The organism is Arthrobacter sp. zg-Y916 (assembly GCF_020907385.1).
Taxonomy (GTDB): Bacteria; Actinomycetota; Actinomycetes; order Actinomycetales; family Micrococcaceae; genus Arthrobacter_B; species Arthrobacter_B caoxuetaonis.
In genome coordinates, this window is sequence record NZ_JAJJOD010000001.1 from 1,044,613 (window position 1) to 1,061,947 (window position 17,335).

Genomic DNA, 17,335 nt, shown 5'->3' on the forward strand with positions numbered 1-17,335 from the left:
GATCCGATGCCCTGCCTGCACTCCATCCTCCGATGCGCCGGGCCGCGTCCCGCGGAGCCCGCCTACCCGAACCTGCCTGACCGATGAACGGAACCAACAGATGACCAAGACGCAGCTTCCCGCACGCACCGGGACCGGTGGCACACCCACCCCGCTGCCCCGGACGGGCGGAGCAGCACCCCTGCCGCTCCCGGCCCGGGCGGTGGATGACCTCGTCTCCGCTGCGCTCGCAGAGGATGCCCCGTGGGGCGACCTCACCTCACACGCACTGATTCCGGAAAACGCCATTGCCACCGCGTTCCTGACCGCCCGCGAAGAGGGAATCTTCTGCGGCGAACAGGTCCTTGAGGCAGCCTTCCGGCTGGCCGGCACCGGCACCGCCGTGATCCAGCTGGTCCGCGACGGGGAGCGCTTCGACGCCGGCGCCATCCTGGCCGAGATCACCGGACCTGCCCGGACCGTGCTCACCGCCGAACGGGTGGCGCTGAACCTTGCTCAGCGGTTGTCCGGGATTGCCACGCTGACAGCCAGGTTCGTGGCTGAAACCGAGGGAACCAGGGCCCGCATCGCGGACACCCGCAAGACAACCCCCGGGCTGCGGGCACTTGAACGCTACGCGGTGCGCTGCGGCGGCGGGTTCAACCACCGCTATTCCCTCTCCGACGCGGTCATGGCAAAGGACAATCACCTGGCCGTCCTGGCCGCCGCCGGACTGGACCTCGCCGCAGCGCTCCGCGAGGCAAGGGACAAGCTCTCCCACACCGTGCATTTCGAGGTGGAAGTGGACTCCCTGGACCAGATCGAACCTGTGCTTGCCGGCGGAGCGGACACCGTACTGCTGGACAATTTCAGCGTCGAGGACCTGCGCCGCGGAGTGGAAGCCGTCAACGGGCGGGCATTGACGGAGGCCAGCGGCAACGTCCGGCTGGATACCGTTGCTGCCATTGCCGCCACCGGCGTGGACATCATTTCCGCCGGCGCCCTAACCCACAGCGTCCGCGCACTGGACCTTGGCCTGGACATCCGCGCCGCGCTGGCAGCGCAGCAGGAGTACCGCGAATGATCTACTTTGATGCCGCTGCCACCACACCGGTCCGCCCGGAGGTCCTGGCCGCGCTGGCGCCGCTGTACACAACCGACTTCGGCAACCCCTCCAGCACCCACTCGGCGGGGGAGACCGCAGCCCGTGCCCTGGACTACGCCCGGCGCACTGCCGCGGAGGTACTCGGCTGCCGTCCCGGGGACATCGTCTTCACCTCGGGCGGCACGGAGGCCGACAACCTCGCTGTGAAAGGGCTGGCTCTTGCTGCACCGCAGGGGCGGCACATCGTCTCCAGCGCCGTCGAGCATCCCGCTGTGCTGGAATCCCTCGCCTACCTTGCCCGGCACCACGGGTTCCGGATTACCCTGCTGCCCGTGGACTCGGATGGCCGCGTGGACCCGGCTGAGGCCGCGGCTGCCCTGACGCATGAGACCACGCTGTGCACGGTCATGACTGCCAACAACGAGGTCGGTACCGTGCAGCCCGTTGCACAGATTGCCCAAGCCTGCCGGGACCGCGGCATCCCCTTCCACACCGACGCGGTGCAGGCGGCCGGCTGGCTGCCGCTGTCCGTGGACGGAACCGGAATTGACGCCATGAGCATCTCCGGACACAAGCTGGGAGCACCCAAAGGCTGCGGGCTGCTGTATGTCAGGGGAGTGCTGCCGCTTGAGCCGCTGCTCCACGGCGGGGGACAGGAACGCGGACGCCGTTCGGGCACCGAAAACGTGGCCGGCGCCGTCGCCGTGGCTACAGCGCTGGCGCTCGCGGACCGGGAGCGTGACGCCGTTGCCGAACGTGCCCGCGGATTGCGTGATTACCTGATCGGCGCCGTCCTGGACCAGGTGCCCGGAGCGGTCCTGACCGGCCACCGCACCGAACGGCTTCCCGGCCATGCATCCTTCTGCTTCCCCGGGACCAGCGGGGAAGCAGTCCTGCTGGAAGCCGAACGGGCCGGAGTGCTCTGCTCCTCAGGGTCGGCCTGCGCGGCCGGATCCGACGAGCCGTCCCCGGTCCTCACGGCGATGGGTGTGGACCGTGCAACAGCCCAGTCTGCGGTGCGCCTTACTTTCGGTCCCTCGGTCCGGGAGAACGAAATCACCATGGCTGCCCGCGCGCTGGTCACCGCAGTCCGCCGGGTCAGGGAGCTGCAGCCGAACACGCCGTCGTAGCATCGCGTAGCAAACCGGACCGGGACTCTGCCGCCCCTACACTCATGCCATGCATACGAGCACTCCTTCCGCTGCCGTGCCGCACCAGGCGCTGGGCGAAGCGGCGGCACCCAAGCTGGCCCGGCTGATCACCTGCCGCACCGTCTCCTCCCGGGAACCCGGAGAGGTGGAGACAGCCGAGTTCGAACGGTTCCGCAGCGAACTGGCCGCACTGTTCCCCGCCGTGCACGCAGGCCTGTCCCTGGAACATATCCGCGGCGGCCTGCTCTTCCGGTGGCAGGGGCGCCGGAACGAAGAGCCCGTGGTGCTGATGGCGCACTATGACGTCGTCCCGGTGGAGGACGCCAGCACCTGGGACCACCCGCCGTTTGGCGGCGTCATCGCAGACGGGTTCATCCACGGCCGAGGGGGGCTGGATGACAAAGGATCGCTGGCGGCGATCATGGAGGCCGTGGAAACGCTGCTCACGGAAGGATTTGTTCCCGAGCGGACCGTCTACCTGTCCTTCGGTGACAACGAAGAGACCGCGGGGGACACCGCGGCCGAAGTGGCCCGGGTGCTGGAGGAACGCGGCATACGCCCCTGGCTTGTGCTGGACGAAGGCGGCGCCGTCGCTGGACAGGCGTTCCCGTTCGTCAGCCGGCCGGTTGCCGTGATCGGAGTCTCCGAAAAAGGGATCCTCGACGTCGAGCTCTCCGTGAACGATCCGGGAGGCCATGCCTCCACACCTAACAGGGGCGGCGCGACAGCCCGCATAGCCCGCGCCGTCGTTCGGCTGGACAACAAGCCATTCCCCGCCTCGCTGCATCCGGTCACCGTCGAAATGCTGGGTCGATTGGCCGCCGGGGCTTCCCGCCTCCCGGCGTTCCTCTTTGCCCGCGCCGGCGCCCTCGCCCTGCCGCTGACCCGGGCTTTCGGTGCCCTGGGCGGCGAACCGAATGCTATGACCCGCACCACTGTTGCCGTGACCATGCTGCAGGGCTCCAAGGCAACCAATGTGCTCGCCACCCGGGCCAGCGCCGTCGCCAACGTCCGGATCGCGCCGGGGGAGAGCATCGAGTCCGTCCTGGAGCGGATGCGGAAGATCATCCGGGACCCGAAAGTGGTGCTGCGGGTCGTGGAGGGAACCGGGCCTTCGCCGGTATCCTCCACTGGCAACGCCCAGTTCGCCGCCCTGGAACAGGCCATCGGCGAGGTGTTTCCGGATGCGATCGCGGCACCGTACATCATGATGGGCGGCACCGACTCGCGCCGGTTCACCGGCATCAGCAAGGCCGTCTACCGGTTTGCCCCCTTCCGGATGGACAAGGCGGCCAGGGCATCGATCCATGCGGATAACGAGAAACTGGCGGTCCGGGCCTTTGGTGAAGGCATCGCGTTCTACCGGCACCTGCTGCAGAACCTGGAAGCGGCCTCCTGATGCGCGCCCTGGGGCCGATCGTCCTGTTCCTGTTCCTGGTCGAAATCACCAGCGGCATCCTGCAGGGGTACTACACGCCCATCCTGACCGACGTCGCCCGGAACCTCGGAATCGCCGACGGCGATGTGAACTGGTTCGAGGCAGCGCAGCTGATGTTCAGCGCGCTGGCCGTCCCCGTCCTGGCCAGGCTGGGCGACATCTACGGGCACAAACGGATCCTGCTGGTTTCCACCGTGCTGACGGCTGCGGCCTCCTGGGGTGTGGCGTTCGCGCCGGACTTCTGGACGTTCCTCGTGGCCTGGTCGCTGCAGGGCTTCTACGTGGTGTGGCTGCCCCTGGAGATCGCGCTCATTTTTGCCCGGGTCGCTGCGAAGCCTGACCGTGCGGCGCTGACCCGCAAAGCCGCCGGCCTGCTGGTGGGTGGCCTCCAGTTCGGCGTGATTGCCGGCGCCCTTGCGGCGGGTGCCCTGATCGGCGTCTTCGCAGGGAACCTCCAGCTGACCCTGATGGTCCCGGCAGTTGCCGCAACGCTGTGCATCTTCGCGGTGTGGTTCGGGGTGCCGGAATCTGCGCTCCGTGCCGGCGGCGCGGTGGACATCAAGGGCTTCGCCCTGCTGGCTGTGGGCCTGCTGCTGCTCACCTCCGGACTGACTTTCCTCCGCATCAACGGAGCAGGCACCTGGTGGGTCTGGCTGGTGCTGCTGGCGGGCCTGGCAGCCTTTGTGCCGTTTGTGCGCTACCAGCTGCGGATCGACGAACCGCTGGTGGATATCCGGATGCTCCGTTCCCCGTCCATGTGGCCGGTGCAGCTCACCGCAGGACTCTTCGGCATCTCGGTGCTGGGGGCACAGGCACCCATGTCAACCTTCGCCCGGACCGACCGGGAAGTGCACGGCTACGGGCTGGGGCTCGAGGCAGGCTCGGTGTCCCTGATCATCGGGGCCTACGTGCTCGCTGTGCTGAGCGGGGCCCTGCTCTTTCCGCTGGCGGCACGGCTGACGACGCCGCGGATCACACTCAGCGGTGCTGCTGCGGTGGTCGGCGTCGGCTACGGGTTGCAAGTGCCCTTCCACGATTCCCTTCCCCAGACCCTGGCCAACATGGTCATCGCCGGACTTGGCTCCGGCGCACTGGTTGCGGCGCTGCCGTCTGCCGCTGCAGCCGCAGCACCGCTGAACCGCACGGGTATGGCCACTGGGTTGACGAACACCACCAAGACGATCGGCGGGTCCTTCGCCTCCGCCGTCTTCGGCATCGCGCTGCTCAGTGCGGCGGGGGAGTCGCTGGGCGGGGTCACGGGTGTCGCGACGGCAGCTCCCTTGTCGGGCTATCTGACGGTATGGACGGTCTGTTCCGTGACGGCATTCGCTGCTGCCGCAGCCCTGTTGCTGGTGCCCCGGCTCGCCTTTGCCGACGCGCCGCTGGTTCCGGGACTGGCCGAAGGCACTCTGCCTGCCCCGGGAGAGAATCCGCGCTAGCCGCGGAGCGGTCGGCTGGGCCTCCGAAGGCAAGCCCCGCCGTCCAGGGCCGTCTCAGGCCTGGTTCGACTTCGCCTCCGGCTGCAGGCCCGCCAGCAGTTTGTCCGTCAGCGCCTTCAGCTGTACGAGTTCCTCCGGGCTCAGCGAAGGAGCGAGCAGTTCATGGATTCCGCGGACGTGGATCCTGCCGAGCCGTTTCTGCACTGCCCGGCCCTCATCCGTCAGGGAAAGTTCCACGCCGCGCTGGTCGTTCAGGGCCGGGCGCCGCTGCACCAGGCCCTTGCCCTCCAGCCGGTCCATCATCCTGCTCAGGCTCGGCTGGCTGATGAGCAGGTGCTCGTTCAGCTCGTTCAGCCTGGTCCAGCCGGTGGGGCAGCGGCTGAGGTTGAACAGCACGTCGTATTCCCGCATGGTGAGTTCCTTGAACTCGGGGTCCCGCTGCAGCCGGCGCATGACACTCACCTGGGCACGGAAGAGGGATTCCCAGGTTTCGGCTGTCTGTTTGAGGGGGGACACCCCGCTGGTCTCGGAACTCATTCCATTAGCCTACTGAAGATGCAGCCGGCGTGGTGCCGGACGCGGCCTGCGCGCGTGCCGCCGCCCGCGCAGCGTGGGTGGGTCCGTCGGGTACGTGCGCCGGGCGCCTGGAATCCAGTTCCCGGCGCAGCTCGGGCAGGACATGCTCACCGAAGAGGTCCAGCTGTTCCAGGACGGTCTTCAGCGGCAGGCCGGCATGGTCTATGAGGAAGAGCTGGCGCTGGTAATCGCCGAAGTACTCCTGGAAAGTCAGTGTCTTCTCCAATACCTCCTGGGGGCTGCCCACAGTGAGGGGTGTCTGCGCGGTGAAATCCTCCATGGACGGGCCGTGGCCGTAGACCGGCGCGTTGTCGAAGTACGGCCGGAACTCGTTCACGGCGTCCTGCGAGTTCCTGCGCATGAAGAACTGTCCGCCCAGGCCAACAATCGCCTGGTCCGCCGAGCCGTGGCCGTAGTGCTCGTAGCGCTCACGGTAGAGGCCGATGAGCTGCATGTAATGTTCCTTCGGCCAGAAAATATTGTTGGCGAAGAATCCGTCACCGAAGTAGGCGGCGATTTCCGCCACCTGGGGCGTACGGATCGAACCGTGCCAGACAAACGGTGCGACGCCGTCGAGCGGGCGCGGCGTGGCGGTGAAGTTGTGCAGCGGCGTGCGGAACTTGCCCTCCCAGTTCACGCTCTCCTTGTCCCAGAGCTGGCGCAGCAGGTTGTAGTTCTCCACCGTCAGGTCGACCGAGTCCTGCGCGTTCTTGCCAAACCACGGATAGACCGGGGCCGTGTTTCCCCGGCCGAGGACCAGGTCCGTGCGGCCGTCGGAGAGGTGCTGGAGCATGGCGAAGTCCTCGGCGATCTTCACCGGGTCATTGGTGGTGATCAGGGTGGTTGCCGTGGAGAGGATGATCCGTTCCGTCTGCGCCGCAATGTAGCCCAGGAGTGTGGTGGGGGATGACGCGTAGAACGGCGGGTTGTGGTGCTCGCCGGTCGCGTAGACATCCATGCCGATCTCTTCGACCTTCCGGGCGATGGCGACGGCGGCCTTGATGCGCTCACCCTCCGTGGGCATCCGGCCGGTTACCGGATCACGGGTGATGTCGCTGACGCTGAATACGCCGATCTGCATGGTGTGCCTCCCTGGGGGTATATGCATTTGCATCTAATGTCAGGATACAACAGGCGGTCCTGACATTTCATTCCGCACAGCAAAAGACCCGCCCGCCGGGAAGGCGCGCGGGTCTTCTGCAGGCTCGGATCAGGCCGTGGCCTGCCCGGCGGCTTCCTCCCTGGCCAATGCACGGCGTTCCCGCGGGCCCTCAACGAGCTGGTACAGCACAGGTACCAGCACCAGGGTGAGCAGGGTGGAACTGACCAGCCCGCCAACCACCACGATCGCCAGCGGCCGCGAGATGAACCCGCCTTCGCCGGTGACGCCCAATGCCATAGGCGTCAGCGCGAAGATCGTGGCCAGTGCCGTCATCAGGATCGGCCGCAGCCGCTGCCGGGCACCGCGGACAATCGCATCCTGCACCCTCATGCCGGGGCGGCTGCCGTCCGGGCGCCGGTACTGGTTGATCAGGTCCACCAGCACGATGGCGTTGGTGACCACAATGCCTACCAGCATCAGCATCCCGACCAGGGACGGAAGCCCCAGCGGCACGTTGGCCACGAGCAGCAGCACGATCGCGCCTGTTGCCGCGAACGGAACGGAGACCAGGAGGATCAGCGGCTGGATCAGGGACTTGAACGTCGCGACCATGATCACGTAAACGATTGCGATGGCAGCCAGCAGTGCCCAGCCCAGCTGGGTAAAGGATTCGTTCTGCTGAGTGGCTGCACCGCTGAGGGTTGCGGTCACGGAGGTTGGCAGGTCCACAGTGGCCAGTTCTGCCTGGACTTCGGTAATCGCTCCGCCGAGGTTGTCCCCGGCAGGAGTCACCGAGACGACGGCGGTGCGTTCTCCGCCGGAAGAGGACACCGAGGTGGGGACGGCGACTTCTTCCACGACCGCGAGTTCGCTGAGCGGCACGGGACCGGCCGCCGTCGGAACCGGGATAGCCGCCAGCTGTTCGACGGTGGCGACTTCGGTGCCTTCGCCGATCAGGACCGGGAAATCGTCAGTGCCCAGGCGGACGGTGCCTGCCGGGAGCGGGCTCAGGGTAGAGGCCAGGATCCCGGCGACCTGCTGCTCATCCAGCCCGGCGGACACAGCCTTGGCCCGGTCAATGGAAACCTGTACGACAGGTTCCGAAGACGCCAGGTTCGACGTTGCCTCGGATACCCCCGGGAGATCGGACATGGCCTTGACCAGTGCGTCGGTTGCCGGCTGCAGCTCTGCCGGATCTCCGGCCGAGATTTCGATGTCCACAGTGTTGGACGTGCCGAAGCCGCCGCCCTGGGTGCCCAGGGTCACCGTACCGGCGTCGTCCCCGAGGTCTTCGAGCTCCTTTCGGACCGTCTCGCGCAGTTCTACCTGGTCCGCGCCCTGTTCGGTGATTACGGTGAAGTTCGCTACCGAGGCGCCGCCGGCACTGAACGCAGCGATGCCGGAGGTGGAGGTGCCCATGGTCACCTGGACGTCCTTCACGCCCTCGGTGCCGGAGAGGATCTCTTCGACGCCGGCAGCGGCTTCGGAGGTGGTCTGAAGCGAACTGCCCGGTGGAAGCTCCTGGCGGACGCTGAACGTGTTCTGTCCGGTGTCCCCGAGAAGGTTGGTCTGCAGCAGCGGGGTGAGCGCCGCCGTTCCGCCGAGGATCAGCACACCGGCCAGCAGGGTGTAGACAGGATGGCGCTGGGTGCCGCGGAGGATGGGCAGGTACCCGCGCTGCAGGAACGTGGACTGTTCACGCTGTTCCGCTTCCGCACGGTAGGCAGCGGGATCGCTGACCGGCTTGGGTGACTTCAGGAACCAGTACGCCAGCACCGGCACGATGGTCAGGGAGACCAGCAGCGAGGCCAGCAGTGCCAGCGACGTGGTCACCGCGAAAGGCCGGAACAGTTCCCCGGCCAGGCCGCCAACCAAGGCGATCGGAGCGAAGACCGCCACGGTGGTCAGGGTGGAGGCCGTGATGGCGCCGGCAACTTCGCGGACGGCAGTGAGGATCGCCGTCCGTTTCGCTTCCCCGTAGCCCAGGTGCCGTTTGATGTTCTCGATGACCACAATGGAGTCGTCCACCACCCGGCCGATCGCGATGGTCAGGGCGCCCAGGGTCAGGATGTTCAGCGAGTAGCCAAACGCCAGCAGGCCGATGAAGGTCACCAGCAGGGACAGCGGAATGGAAACGGCCGTCACCAGCGTGGACCGGACCGAGAGCAGGAAGACCAGGATCACCAGCACGGCGAAGCCCAGGCCAAGCAGGCCCTCGGTGGTGAGGTCGGAGATGGACTTCTCAATAAACGGTGCCTGGTCGAAGATCACCGTGAACTTTGCGCCGTTCCCCAGTTCGTCCTGCAGCGAGGGCAGCAGATCCAGTACCTCGTGGGAAATGCCCACGGTGTCCCCGGCCGGTGTCTTGGTGATGGAGATGGCCAGGGTTGCCTCGCCGTTGGTGCGGGTGATCGACGTCTGTTCATCCTCCGTGATTTCCACGGTGGCGACGTCGCCTATGGTCGGCGGTGCGGAGCCCGTCGCCGCTGCCTCGGCCTGGATGGGCAGTGCGGAAATCTTCTCCAGCGAATCGAGCGGGCTGCCCACCTGGATGGAAAGCGTGCGGCTGTCCTCGTCGACAGTGCCGGCGGGGATTAGCGCGCCGCTGTTCTCAAGGGCAGCGGAAATGTCCGACGGCGTCGCGCCCAGGGCGGCCAGTGCTGCCTGGTCGGGCTGGATCGCGATGTGCCGCTCGGAACCGCCGGTCACCTCTGCGGTGCGCACGCCCTCGATCTTCTGCAGCCGCGGGACGGTCAGCCGCTGCAGGTCGGAGCTGAGTTCGCTCAGCTCCTCATCACTGGAGACAGCAAGGTAGACGATCGGGAAATCGCTGATACTGCCGGCCAGGGACTGCGGATTCGTGTCCTCCGGCAGCGACTGGCGGGCGTTGGAGATCGCCCGGTCCACCTGACCCCGTGCCCGGTCCAGATCGGTCCCGTAGGCGAAGGTCAGGGTAATGGCGGAAATCGAGGAGCGCGACGTAGCCGAGGAAGACTCCAGGCCTTCGACCGCGGTGAGGGCAGCTTCGAGCGGTTCGCTGATCTGCTTGTCCACGACTTCGGGAGATGCACCCGGAAGAGCGGTGATAACGCTGATCTGTGGGAATTCCAGTGCGGGTATGAGTTCCTGCTTGAGGGAGTTCAGCGAAATCACGCCGAAAACCGCTACAAAAACTGTGATGAGGGCGATGAGTGCCCGGTTGGAGAGCGAAAGCTTGGCCAGACGGTCCATTTACCTGCCTTTTTACGTAGACGAAATCATCATACGTGCGCAGCGTTGCCCGGCACCGGGGCCGGCGCGAACGGGGCAGGTTAACGCAGCGGTGCCCCGGTCCCATGACGGAACCGGGGCACCAGCGTGCAGCGTCCTGGACTTAGCCCAGCTTCAGGACGCGGTTGGTCTCTGCCGTGATTTCATCGGCCAGGGATTCGTTTTCGTTCAGTTTTACACCGTAGCCGGGGATCATTTCCTTGATCTTGGCTTCCCATCCGGCGAACTCGGCCGGGAAGCAGCGCTTCATCAGGTTGATCATGATGGGCGGGGCAGTGGAGGCTCCGGGGGAAGCGCCCAGCAGGGCGCCGACCGTACCGTCCGCGGAGGTGATGAGCTCGGTGCCGAACTGCAGCACGCCGCCGCTCTTGGGATCCTTCTTGATGACCTGGACACGCTGTCCGGCGGTGATCAGGTCCCAACCTTCGGTGGCCGCTTCGGGATAGAACTCGCGCAGCGCCTTGGTCTTGCCTTCGCGGGACTTCAGGACCTCCGTGACGAGGTACTTCACCAGGGACATGTTGTCCTTGGCGACGGCCAGCATCGGCACCAGGTTGTGCGGGCGGACGGAGAACGGCAGGTCCGTCAGGGCACCGTTCTTCAGGAACTTGGGGGAGAACCCGCCATACGGGCCGAACAGCAGGGACTTCTTGCCGTCGACGAACCGGGTGTCCAGATGCGGAACGGACATTGGCGGTGCGCCTACCGAAGCCTGGCCGTAGACCTTGGCGTTGTGGGCAGAGATGATCGACTCATCAGTGGAGCGCAGGAACTGGCCGGAGACGGGGAAGCCGCCAAAGCCCTTGCCTTCCGGAATGCCCGAACGCTGCAGCAGGTGCAGGGCGCCTCCGCCGCCGCCGATGAAGACGAAACGGGCTGAAACGGTACGGGAAGCCTTCGTAGCGCGGTTGCGGACAGTGACATCCCAGCCGCCGCCGGAGTTCCGGGTGAGGTTGGTGACTTCGTGGCCGAAGTTGAGCTCGGCGCCGTTGGCTCCGAGGTAGTTGACCAGTTCGCGGGTGAGGGCACCGAAGTCGACGTCGGTGCCGCCTGCGACGCGGGACGCGGCAACGCGCTGGCCGGAGTCGCGGCCCTGCATCAGCAGCGGGGCCCATTCGGCGATCTTGCCGTGATCCTCGGAGAACTCCATGGTTTTGAACAGCGGCTGGGCGCTCAGGGATTCATAGCGCTTGCGCAGGTAGTCCGAGTGGGCATCTCCCCAGACGAAGCTCATATGGGGCAGCGGGTTGATGAAGCCGCCGGAGATGTGGCCCTGGTCCACAAGGTGGGACCAGAACTGGCGTGAAACCTGGAACTGTTCGTTGATGCCGATGGCCTTGGCCGGGTCGACGGTGCCGTCCGGGCCGGCGGGGCTGTAGTTCAGCTCGCACAGCGCCGCGTGGCCGGTGCCTGCGTTGTTCCAGGGATCGGAGCTTTCGGTCCCGGCGCGGTCCATCCGCTCATAGAGGGAAATGTCCCAGTCCGGTGCCAGCTGCTTCAGGAACGCCCCGAGGGTCGCGCTCATGATGCCGCCGCCGATCAGCAGTACATCAGTTCTGTTTGCGGACTTCTCCGCCGGGCTCTCAGCAGTCAACTTCATATCTCCAGTCACGTGGACGCTAGCCTAAGAAGCGTATCCCTCAGTGCCGCGCTTACTAAAATTGTGTGCGTGGTCCGCCGCAGCCCGCGTGCAGGAGGACGGCGGATCGGCAGATGCTTCCACGCTAGTCGGTGAGGCGGATCTTGTTGAAGACCTCGTTGAGGAGCGGCGACGTCGGGTACTGGGACACGCGGGGCGAGACGGTCAGCGTGGAAATCGGGAAAGCCAGCGGAACGGCGGGAACCCGGGTGGAGATCCGGTCCGAAATGGAGCGGTAGGCGTCGGCCCGATCATCGTCCGCCGGCAGCGTCCGGGCACGGTCGATCTTCGTGAAAAGCTGCGCATCCTCATAACCGAACTCTTCGCTGTAGGCGCCGAACAACGTGCCGACGAAGTTGTCCGCATCCATGTAGCTTCCGCTGAGTCCGGAGAGATGCAGGGCGCGGTCCCCGTTCTTCGAGACCTGCTCCAGGTAACCGTCAGACCATTCCACGGGAACGGGCCGGATATTCAGGCCGGCAGCGGTGAGCTGGCGGCTTAGCTCCGCATAGACCTTTTCCGGATTGGGAAGATAGGCCCGGGTGACCCGGCGGGGGTAGTAGAAGGGGAGTTCCTCCCCGGCATACCCGGCTTCTTCGAGCAGTTCCTTGGCGCGGTCCGGGTTGTGTCCGTAATTGGTGACGTTGTCCGAGCGCAGTCCCAGCTTTTCGGGCAGGAACTGGTTCGCCGACTTGCTGCCGTTCAGGAACAGTCCCTCCAGCAGGGCAGGCTTGTCCACGGCGTGGGCAATGGCCTGGCGCATTTTGGGCTCATCCAGGCCTGGGAAGTTCTGGTTGATCCCCAAATAGAGGATGGAGTAGGGATCACGCTGCAGGATCTGCATGCCGGCGCGGGCCAGTTCGCCGACGTCGGAGACAGTCACCAGGTCGTAGCCGTCCACTTCGCCGTTCTGCAAGGCGCGCAGCCGGCTTTCCGGGCTGGTGATGGTCCGGAAGGTGACGTTCTGGATCTGTCCGCGGTCGCCCCAGTAGTCCGGATTGGACACCAGCTGGACCTCGTCCTCAGCCCAGCTGGAAAAGACGAACGGTCCGGTTCCGACCGGATGCTGCGCGTAGACCGAGAGCCGGGTGCCGTTCCGGTCTTCGGTCAGCTCGTCCGCACGTCCTTCAGCCAGGGCACGCGGCGAAGCGATGCCGAACTCGGGCGAGGCCAGTGCAGGGATGAGGCCGGTCAGCCGGGTATTGAGTTCCAGCCGGAAGGTGTTTTCGCCCGTGGCCGTACAGGACTTGTAGGCGGACAGGTCGGGGGTGTCGGAGAAGCCCTTGAAGACTGACCGGAAGGCCAGGACCTCGGTGCCCCGCGCTGAGACGGGGAGGTTGTACCAGCGGTCAAAGTTCGCGCAGACCGCTTCAGCTGTCAGCGGCTCCCCATCGTGGAAGGTGATGCCGCGCTGAAGGGTGAAGTCATAGATGCGTCCGTCCTCAGATACCGACCATTCCTGGGCCAGCAGGGGCACGGGAGCTGAGGTCAGCGGGTCAACGCCCACCAGCGTTTCCAGGACCTGGCGGGTCACCCGGTGAGACTCGGTGTCCACTGCCAGGAAAGCATCAAGGCCGGCCGGACGGGCGGCTGTGGCGAAGGTGAACGAAGCCGAAGGCCCGCCGGACGCCGACGGCGAGGCCGAGGTGCTGGGCGCGTCGTCGTCGGGGCGGGCGGCAGTGCAGCCGGTGAGGACGAGTGCGGCGGCAGCGGCAGAAGCCTTAATAATGGAGCGCCTGGTGGCGGATGTTGTCACAGCTTCTGGGTTCTCCTCCGGGACGCACCATCCCTGCCTGATCGGTCGATTTCTTAGTCTAAATGATAAAAAACCGGTAAAGGCGGGTGAGAGTTGCCTCACAAGTGCCCGTTGGTAAGGCAGGATATGGAAATGACTGAAACCAGCCCTGAATCTCCGCTGCTAGAAGTGACCGATCTCGCCGTCGGCTTCCGGACCATGGAAGGCCCCGTGCAGGCGGTCCGCAAGGCCGGATTCAGCCTCGGTGCCGGGAAAACCCTGGCCATTGTGGGCGAATCCGGATCCGGCAAATCCACCACCGCCATGGCGGTCATTGGGCTGCTTCCAGGGAACGGCAAAGTCACTTCGGGCAGTATCCGCTTTGACGGGCGGGAGCTGGTCGGGCTCCCGGAATCCAAGATGCGCGCCGTCCGGGGGCGGTCCATTGGACTCGTTCCGCAGGATCCGATGTCCAACCTGAACCCGGTGACCAAGATCGGCACCCAGGTAGCAGAGACGCTCCTGGTCCACGGCATGGCCACCGGCAAGGACGTGGACCGCAAGGTCGTGGAGGTGCTCACCGCAGCCGGCCTTCCCGATGCCGCCGAACGGGCCAAGCAGTATCCGCACGAATTCTCCGGCGGTATGCGCCAGCGCGCGCTGATCGCCATTGGGCTTGCCTGCAGGCCCCGCCTGCTCATTGCCGACGAGCCCACCAGCGCGCTGGACGTCACGGTGCAGCGGACCATCCTGGACCAGATCGAGAGGATGACCGAAGAACTGGGCACCAGCGTCCTGCTGATCACCCACGACCTTGGTCTGGCCGCCGAACGTGCCTCCGATTTGGTGGTGATGCACCGGGGCGAGGTCGTCGAGACCGGGCCTGCACGCCAACTGCTGGAGGACCCCCAGCATCCCTATACGCAGTCCCTGGTGCGTGCTGCGCCCAGCGTGGCGGCCGTGCGCCTTGCACCCGGCGCGTTTGCCGCGCCGGCCTCTGAACGGCTGCATGCAGTCGGCGGCGGAGAAAGCGCCGGCACCGGCACTGACACAGCTGGAACTCCGGCTGCGGTGGATAACATCGTGGAAATCCGGGACCTGAACAAAGTCTTCTCCATCCGCGGCAAGGCCGGAGACTTCCATGCAGTGCGGAACGTGAGCCTTGAGATCCCGCGCGGCAAGACAGTAGCCATCGTGGGGGAGTCCGGATCGGGCAAAACGACGACCGCGAGGATGCTGCTCAAGCTGATCGAGCCGACGTCGGGCACCATGACGTTCGACGGCGTTGACGTTGCTTCGCTGCAGAAGCGCGAGCTGAGCAGTTTCCGCCAGCGGGTGCAGCCGATCTTCCAGGACCCTTACTCCTCACTGGACCCGATGTTCACCATTGAACGGATCCTGGACGAACCGCTCAAGACCTACAAGCGGGGCGATCGTGCAGAGCGTGCTGCCCGGGTACGCGAACTCATGGAACAGGTTGCCCTGCCTGTGTCCATGCTGCGCCGCTATCCGGCGGAGCTCTCGGGCGGGCAGCGCCAGCGTGTGGCCATTGCCCGTGCCCTGGCACTCAAGCCCGAGCTGATCGTCTGCGATGAGCCTGTCTCGGCACTGGATGTCCTGGTGCAGGCGCAGATCCTGAGACTGCTGGGGGACCTGCAGCGCGAGCTCGGGTTGAGCTACCTCTTCATTTCCCACGACCTGGCCGTGGTCCGGCTGATCTCGGACTACGTCTGCGTCATGAAGGACGGTGAGCTGGTGGAAGCGGCGACCTCCGAAGAGGTCTTCCAGAATCCGCGGCACCCGTACACCCGTAAGCTGCTTGCCTCCATTCCCGGCAACGAACTCAACATCGAAGGCGAGCTGGCTTCATAGCCTGCAGCAACCTCACGGCACACCGGCAGAAAAAGACAGGGCCTGCTCCATGGGAGCAGGCCCTGTTTTTGTGTCCGCTGACGGAGTTACTTGCGCCGCGTCTTGGGATCCAGTGATTCACGCAGCGACTCACCCAGCAGGGTGAAGCCGAGGGCCGTGATGGCAATGCAGATGCCGGGCAGGAACGCGAGCTGCGGTGCCACGGCAAGTTCGTTCTGTGCGTAGGTCAGCATCCGCCCCCATTCCGCGCTCTCAGGCCGTCCGCCGCCGAGTCCCAGGAAGGACAGGGCCGCGGCGTCGATCACGGCGGTGGCCAGGGTCAGGGTCGCCTGGACGATCACCGGGCCAACACTGTTCGGCAGCAGATGGCTCATGGTGATGGTCCGGGTGCTTAGTCCCAGGGCCTGCGCGGACAGGATATAGTCCGCGCCCCGCTGGCTGATCATGGACGACCGCAGGAGCCTGGCGAAGATCGGCACCTGGGATACCCCGATGGCGATCATCACCGCCGACGGCGTCTGTCCCAGCACGGCCGCGATGCTCACGGCCAGCAGCAGGTTCGGGACGGAGAGCAGGATGTCCACGAACCGCATGATGACGTTGTCCACCCAGCCGCCTACGCCGCCGGCAATGACGCCGAGCAGCATGCCTCCGGCCAGTCCAAGCGCGGTGGAGATAACGCCGATCAGCAGGGACGCGCGGGCTCCCCAGATGAGCTTGGACAGGACGTCGCCGCCAAAGCGGTCCAGCCCGAGCGGAAAGCCTTCGATGTCACCGGGGCCGGGGATCGACGTCGGCGTGATTTCGGTGCGGCCCGGCAGTTCCTCGCCGCCGTATGGCGCAAGGATGGGTGCGAAGACGGCGACCAGGATAAACAGGCCCACGATCACGGCGCCCGCGATCGCCGCGGGGTTGCGGCGCAGCCTGCGGAAGGCGTCACTCCACATTCCGCTGCCGCGTACATCAGGGGCGGCCGGTTCGTCGGGGCGGACAGCGCCGCCTGCCGGCGGCGGAAGAACTGTACTCATTGCACCCTCACCCTCGGGTCGATGAAGCCGTAGGAGACATCAACCAGCAGGTTGATCAGGGAATACGCCACGGCGATAAAGATGATGAAGCCCTGCAGCACGGGATAGTCCAGGTTGAAGATGGCGTCCCGCAGGAACCTTCCCACTCCGCTGAAGGCGAAGACCGTTTCGGTCAGGACGGCACCGGAGATGAGCAACCCTGTCTGCAGGCCAATGGTCGTGGTGACAGGGAGCATCGCGTTGCGCAGCACGAACCGGCTGCGGATGGTCTTTTCCATCAGCCCCTTGGCCCGGGCCGTGCGGACATAGTCCGCGCCCTGCACTTCAAGGACGGACGCGCGGGTAATGCGCACGATGATCGCCAGCGGAATCGTTCCGAGCGCAATGCCTGGCAGCACCAGGTGCATCAGCGCATCCCAGGAGGCGTCCCACTCCCTTGTTAAGAGCCCGTCCAGGACATAGAAGTCCGTGACATGCGTGGCGTTGATGCGCGGATCCTGCCGGCCATCCGTGGGGAACAGCGGGATTTGGATGGCCAGGAGCCACTTGAGGATGAAGGCGAGGAAGAAGACCGGCACCGTGATGCCGATCAGGGAGAGCACCACGGAGGAGTGGTCCCAGAACCTGCCGTAGTGCCTGGCAGCCAGGTAGCCCAGCGGAATCCCGATGCCGATCGCGAAGATCAGGGCCACGGCGGCGAGTTCCAAGGTGGCCGGGAAACGGGTGGCGAACTCTTCCAGGACGGGACGGCCGGTCACGGTGGAGGTGCCGAAGTCGCCCTGCAGGAGTTTGCCGACGTAGGTGAAGTACTGCTCAATGAGGGGCCGGTCGAAGCCGTAGGCCTCATTGATCCTGGCGATGGCCTCAGGTGTGGCCTTGTCGCCCAGGAGGGCGGTGGCCGGGCCGCCGGGAAGGCTGCGGACCCAGATGAACAAAAGGATGGACAAGCCGATCAGGGTCGGGATCAGCATTAACAGGCGCTTGCCTATAACTCGCAGCAC

General features: G+C 65.8%; 12 protein-coding genes. 5 read left to right on the top strand and 7 right to left on the bottom strand.

Annotation, left to right across the window (positions count from 1 at the left end; all coding sequences use genetic code 11):
- Window positions 1-100 precede the first annotated feature (100 nt).
- From nadC to LOC59_RS04990, 4 genes are read left to right on the top strand one after another with little or no spacing between them, the layout of a single operon-like run.
- Window positions 101-1,063, top strand: coding sequence for a carboxylating nicotinate-nucleotide diphosphorylase (gene nadC / locus LOC59_RS04975; protein ID WP_227915338.1), 963 nt, complete (start codon window positions 101-103; stop codon window positions 1,061-1,063).
- The gene (locus tag LOC59_RS04980) at window positions 1,060-2,214 is read left to right on the top strand and encodes a cysteine desulfurase family protein (protein WP_227915337.1); all 1,155 of its coding nucleotides are present in this window, start codon (window positions 1,060-1,062) and stop codon (window positions 2,212-2,214) included. The genes nadC and LOC59_RS04980 overlap by 4 nt, the downstream gene beginning before the upstream one ends.
- A 49-nt stretch (window positions 2,215-2,263) precedes the next feature.
- Entirely contained in the window at window positions 2,264-3,634 is a 1,371-nt protein-coding gene (locus tag LOC59_RS04985; protein ID WP_227915336.1) for a M20/M25/M40 family metallo-hydrolase, read from the top strand.
- Window positions 3,634-5,112: an MFS transporter gene (locus LOC59_RS04990; protein WP_227915335.1), complete on the top strand. Its 1,479-nt coding sequence runs from the start codon at window positions 3,634-3,636 to the stop codon at window positions 5,110-5,112. Before LOC59_RS04985 ends, LOC59_RS04990 begins: the two co-directional genes overlap by 1 nt.
- A gap of 54 nt (window positions 5,113-5,166) precedes the next feature.
- On the opposite strand, the gene LOC59_RS04995 is transcribed toward LOC59_RS04990, so the two are convergent.
- The 5 genes from LOC59_RS04995 to LOC59_RS05015 form a co-directional block, all read right to left on the bottom strand.
- Complete coding sequence (locus LOC59_RS04995; RefSeq protein ID WP_227915334.1) at window positions 5,167-5,649, bottom strand: MarR family winged helix-turn-helix transcriptional regulator; 483 nt, start codon at window positions 5,647-5,649, stop codon at window positions 5,167-5,169.
- Window positions 5,650-5,653: 4 nt separating this feature from the next.
- Window positions 5,654-6,769, bottom strand: a complete 1,116-nt coding sequence (locus LOC59_RS05000; RefSeq protein WP_227915333.1) for an LLM class flavin-dependent oxidoreductase — start codon at window positions 6,767-6,769, stop codon at window positions 5,654-5,656.
- Window positions 6,770-6,898: 129 nt separating this feature from the next.
- Window positions 6,899-10,021: an efflux RND transporter permease subunit gene (locus LOC59_RS05005; RefSeq protein ID WP_229970805.1), complete on the bottom strand. Its 3,123-nt coding sequence runs from the start codon at window positions 10,019-10,021 to the stop codon at window positions 6,899-6,901.
- A 142-nt stretch (window positions 10,022-10,163) separates the two neighbouring features.
- A complete protein-coding gene (locus LOC59_RS05010; protein WP_227894698.1) occupies window positions 10,164-11,660 on the bottom strand; it encodes a malate:quinone oxidoreductase in 1,497 nt (498 codons plus the stop codon).
- 124 nt (window positions 11,661-11,784) lie between these two features.
- Entirely contained in the window at window positions 11,785-13,455 is a 1,671-nt protein-coding gene (locus LOC59_RS05015) for an ABC transporter substrate-binding protein (protein WP_227894699.1), read from the bottom strand.
- 132 nt (window positions 13,456-13,587) lie between these two features.
- Here LOC59_RS05015 and LOC59_RS05020 point away from each other — a divergent pair, with 132 nt between their 5' ends.
- A complete protein-coding gene (locus tag LOC59_RS05020) occupies window positions 13,588-15,306 on the top strand; it encodes an ABC transporter ATP-binding protein (protein ID WP_227894700.1) in 1,719 nt (572 codons plus the stop codon).
- 86 nt (window positions 15,307-15,392) lie between these two features.
- On the opposite strand, the gene LOC59_RS05025 is transcribed toward LOC59_RS05020, so the two are convergent.
- Window positions 15,393-16,334 carry an ABC transporter permease gene (locus tag LOC59_RS05025; protein WP_227894701.1) on the bottom strand — a complete coding sequence of 314 codons (942 nt, stop codon included), beginning with the start codon at window positions 16,332-16,334 and terminating at the stop codon, window positions 15,393-15,395.
- Entirely contained in the window at window positions 16,331-17,335 is a 1,005-nt protein-coding gene (locus LOC59_RS05030) for an ABC transporter permease (RefSeq protein ID WP_227894702.1), read from the bottom strand. Before LOC59_RS05030 ends, LOC59_RS05025 begins: the two co-directional genes overlap by 4 nt.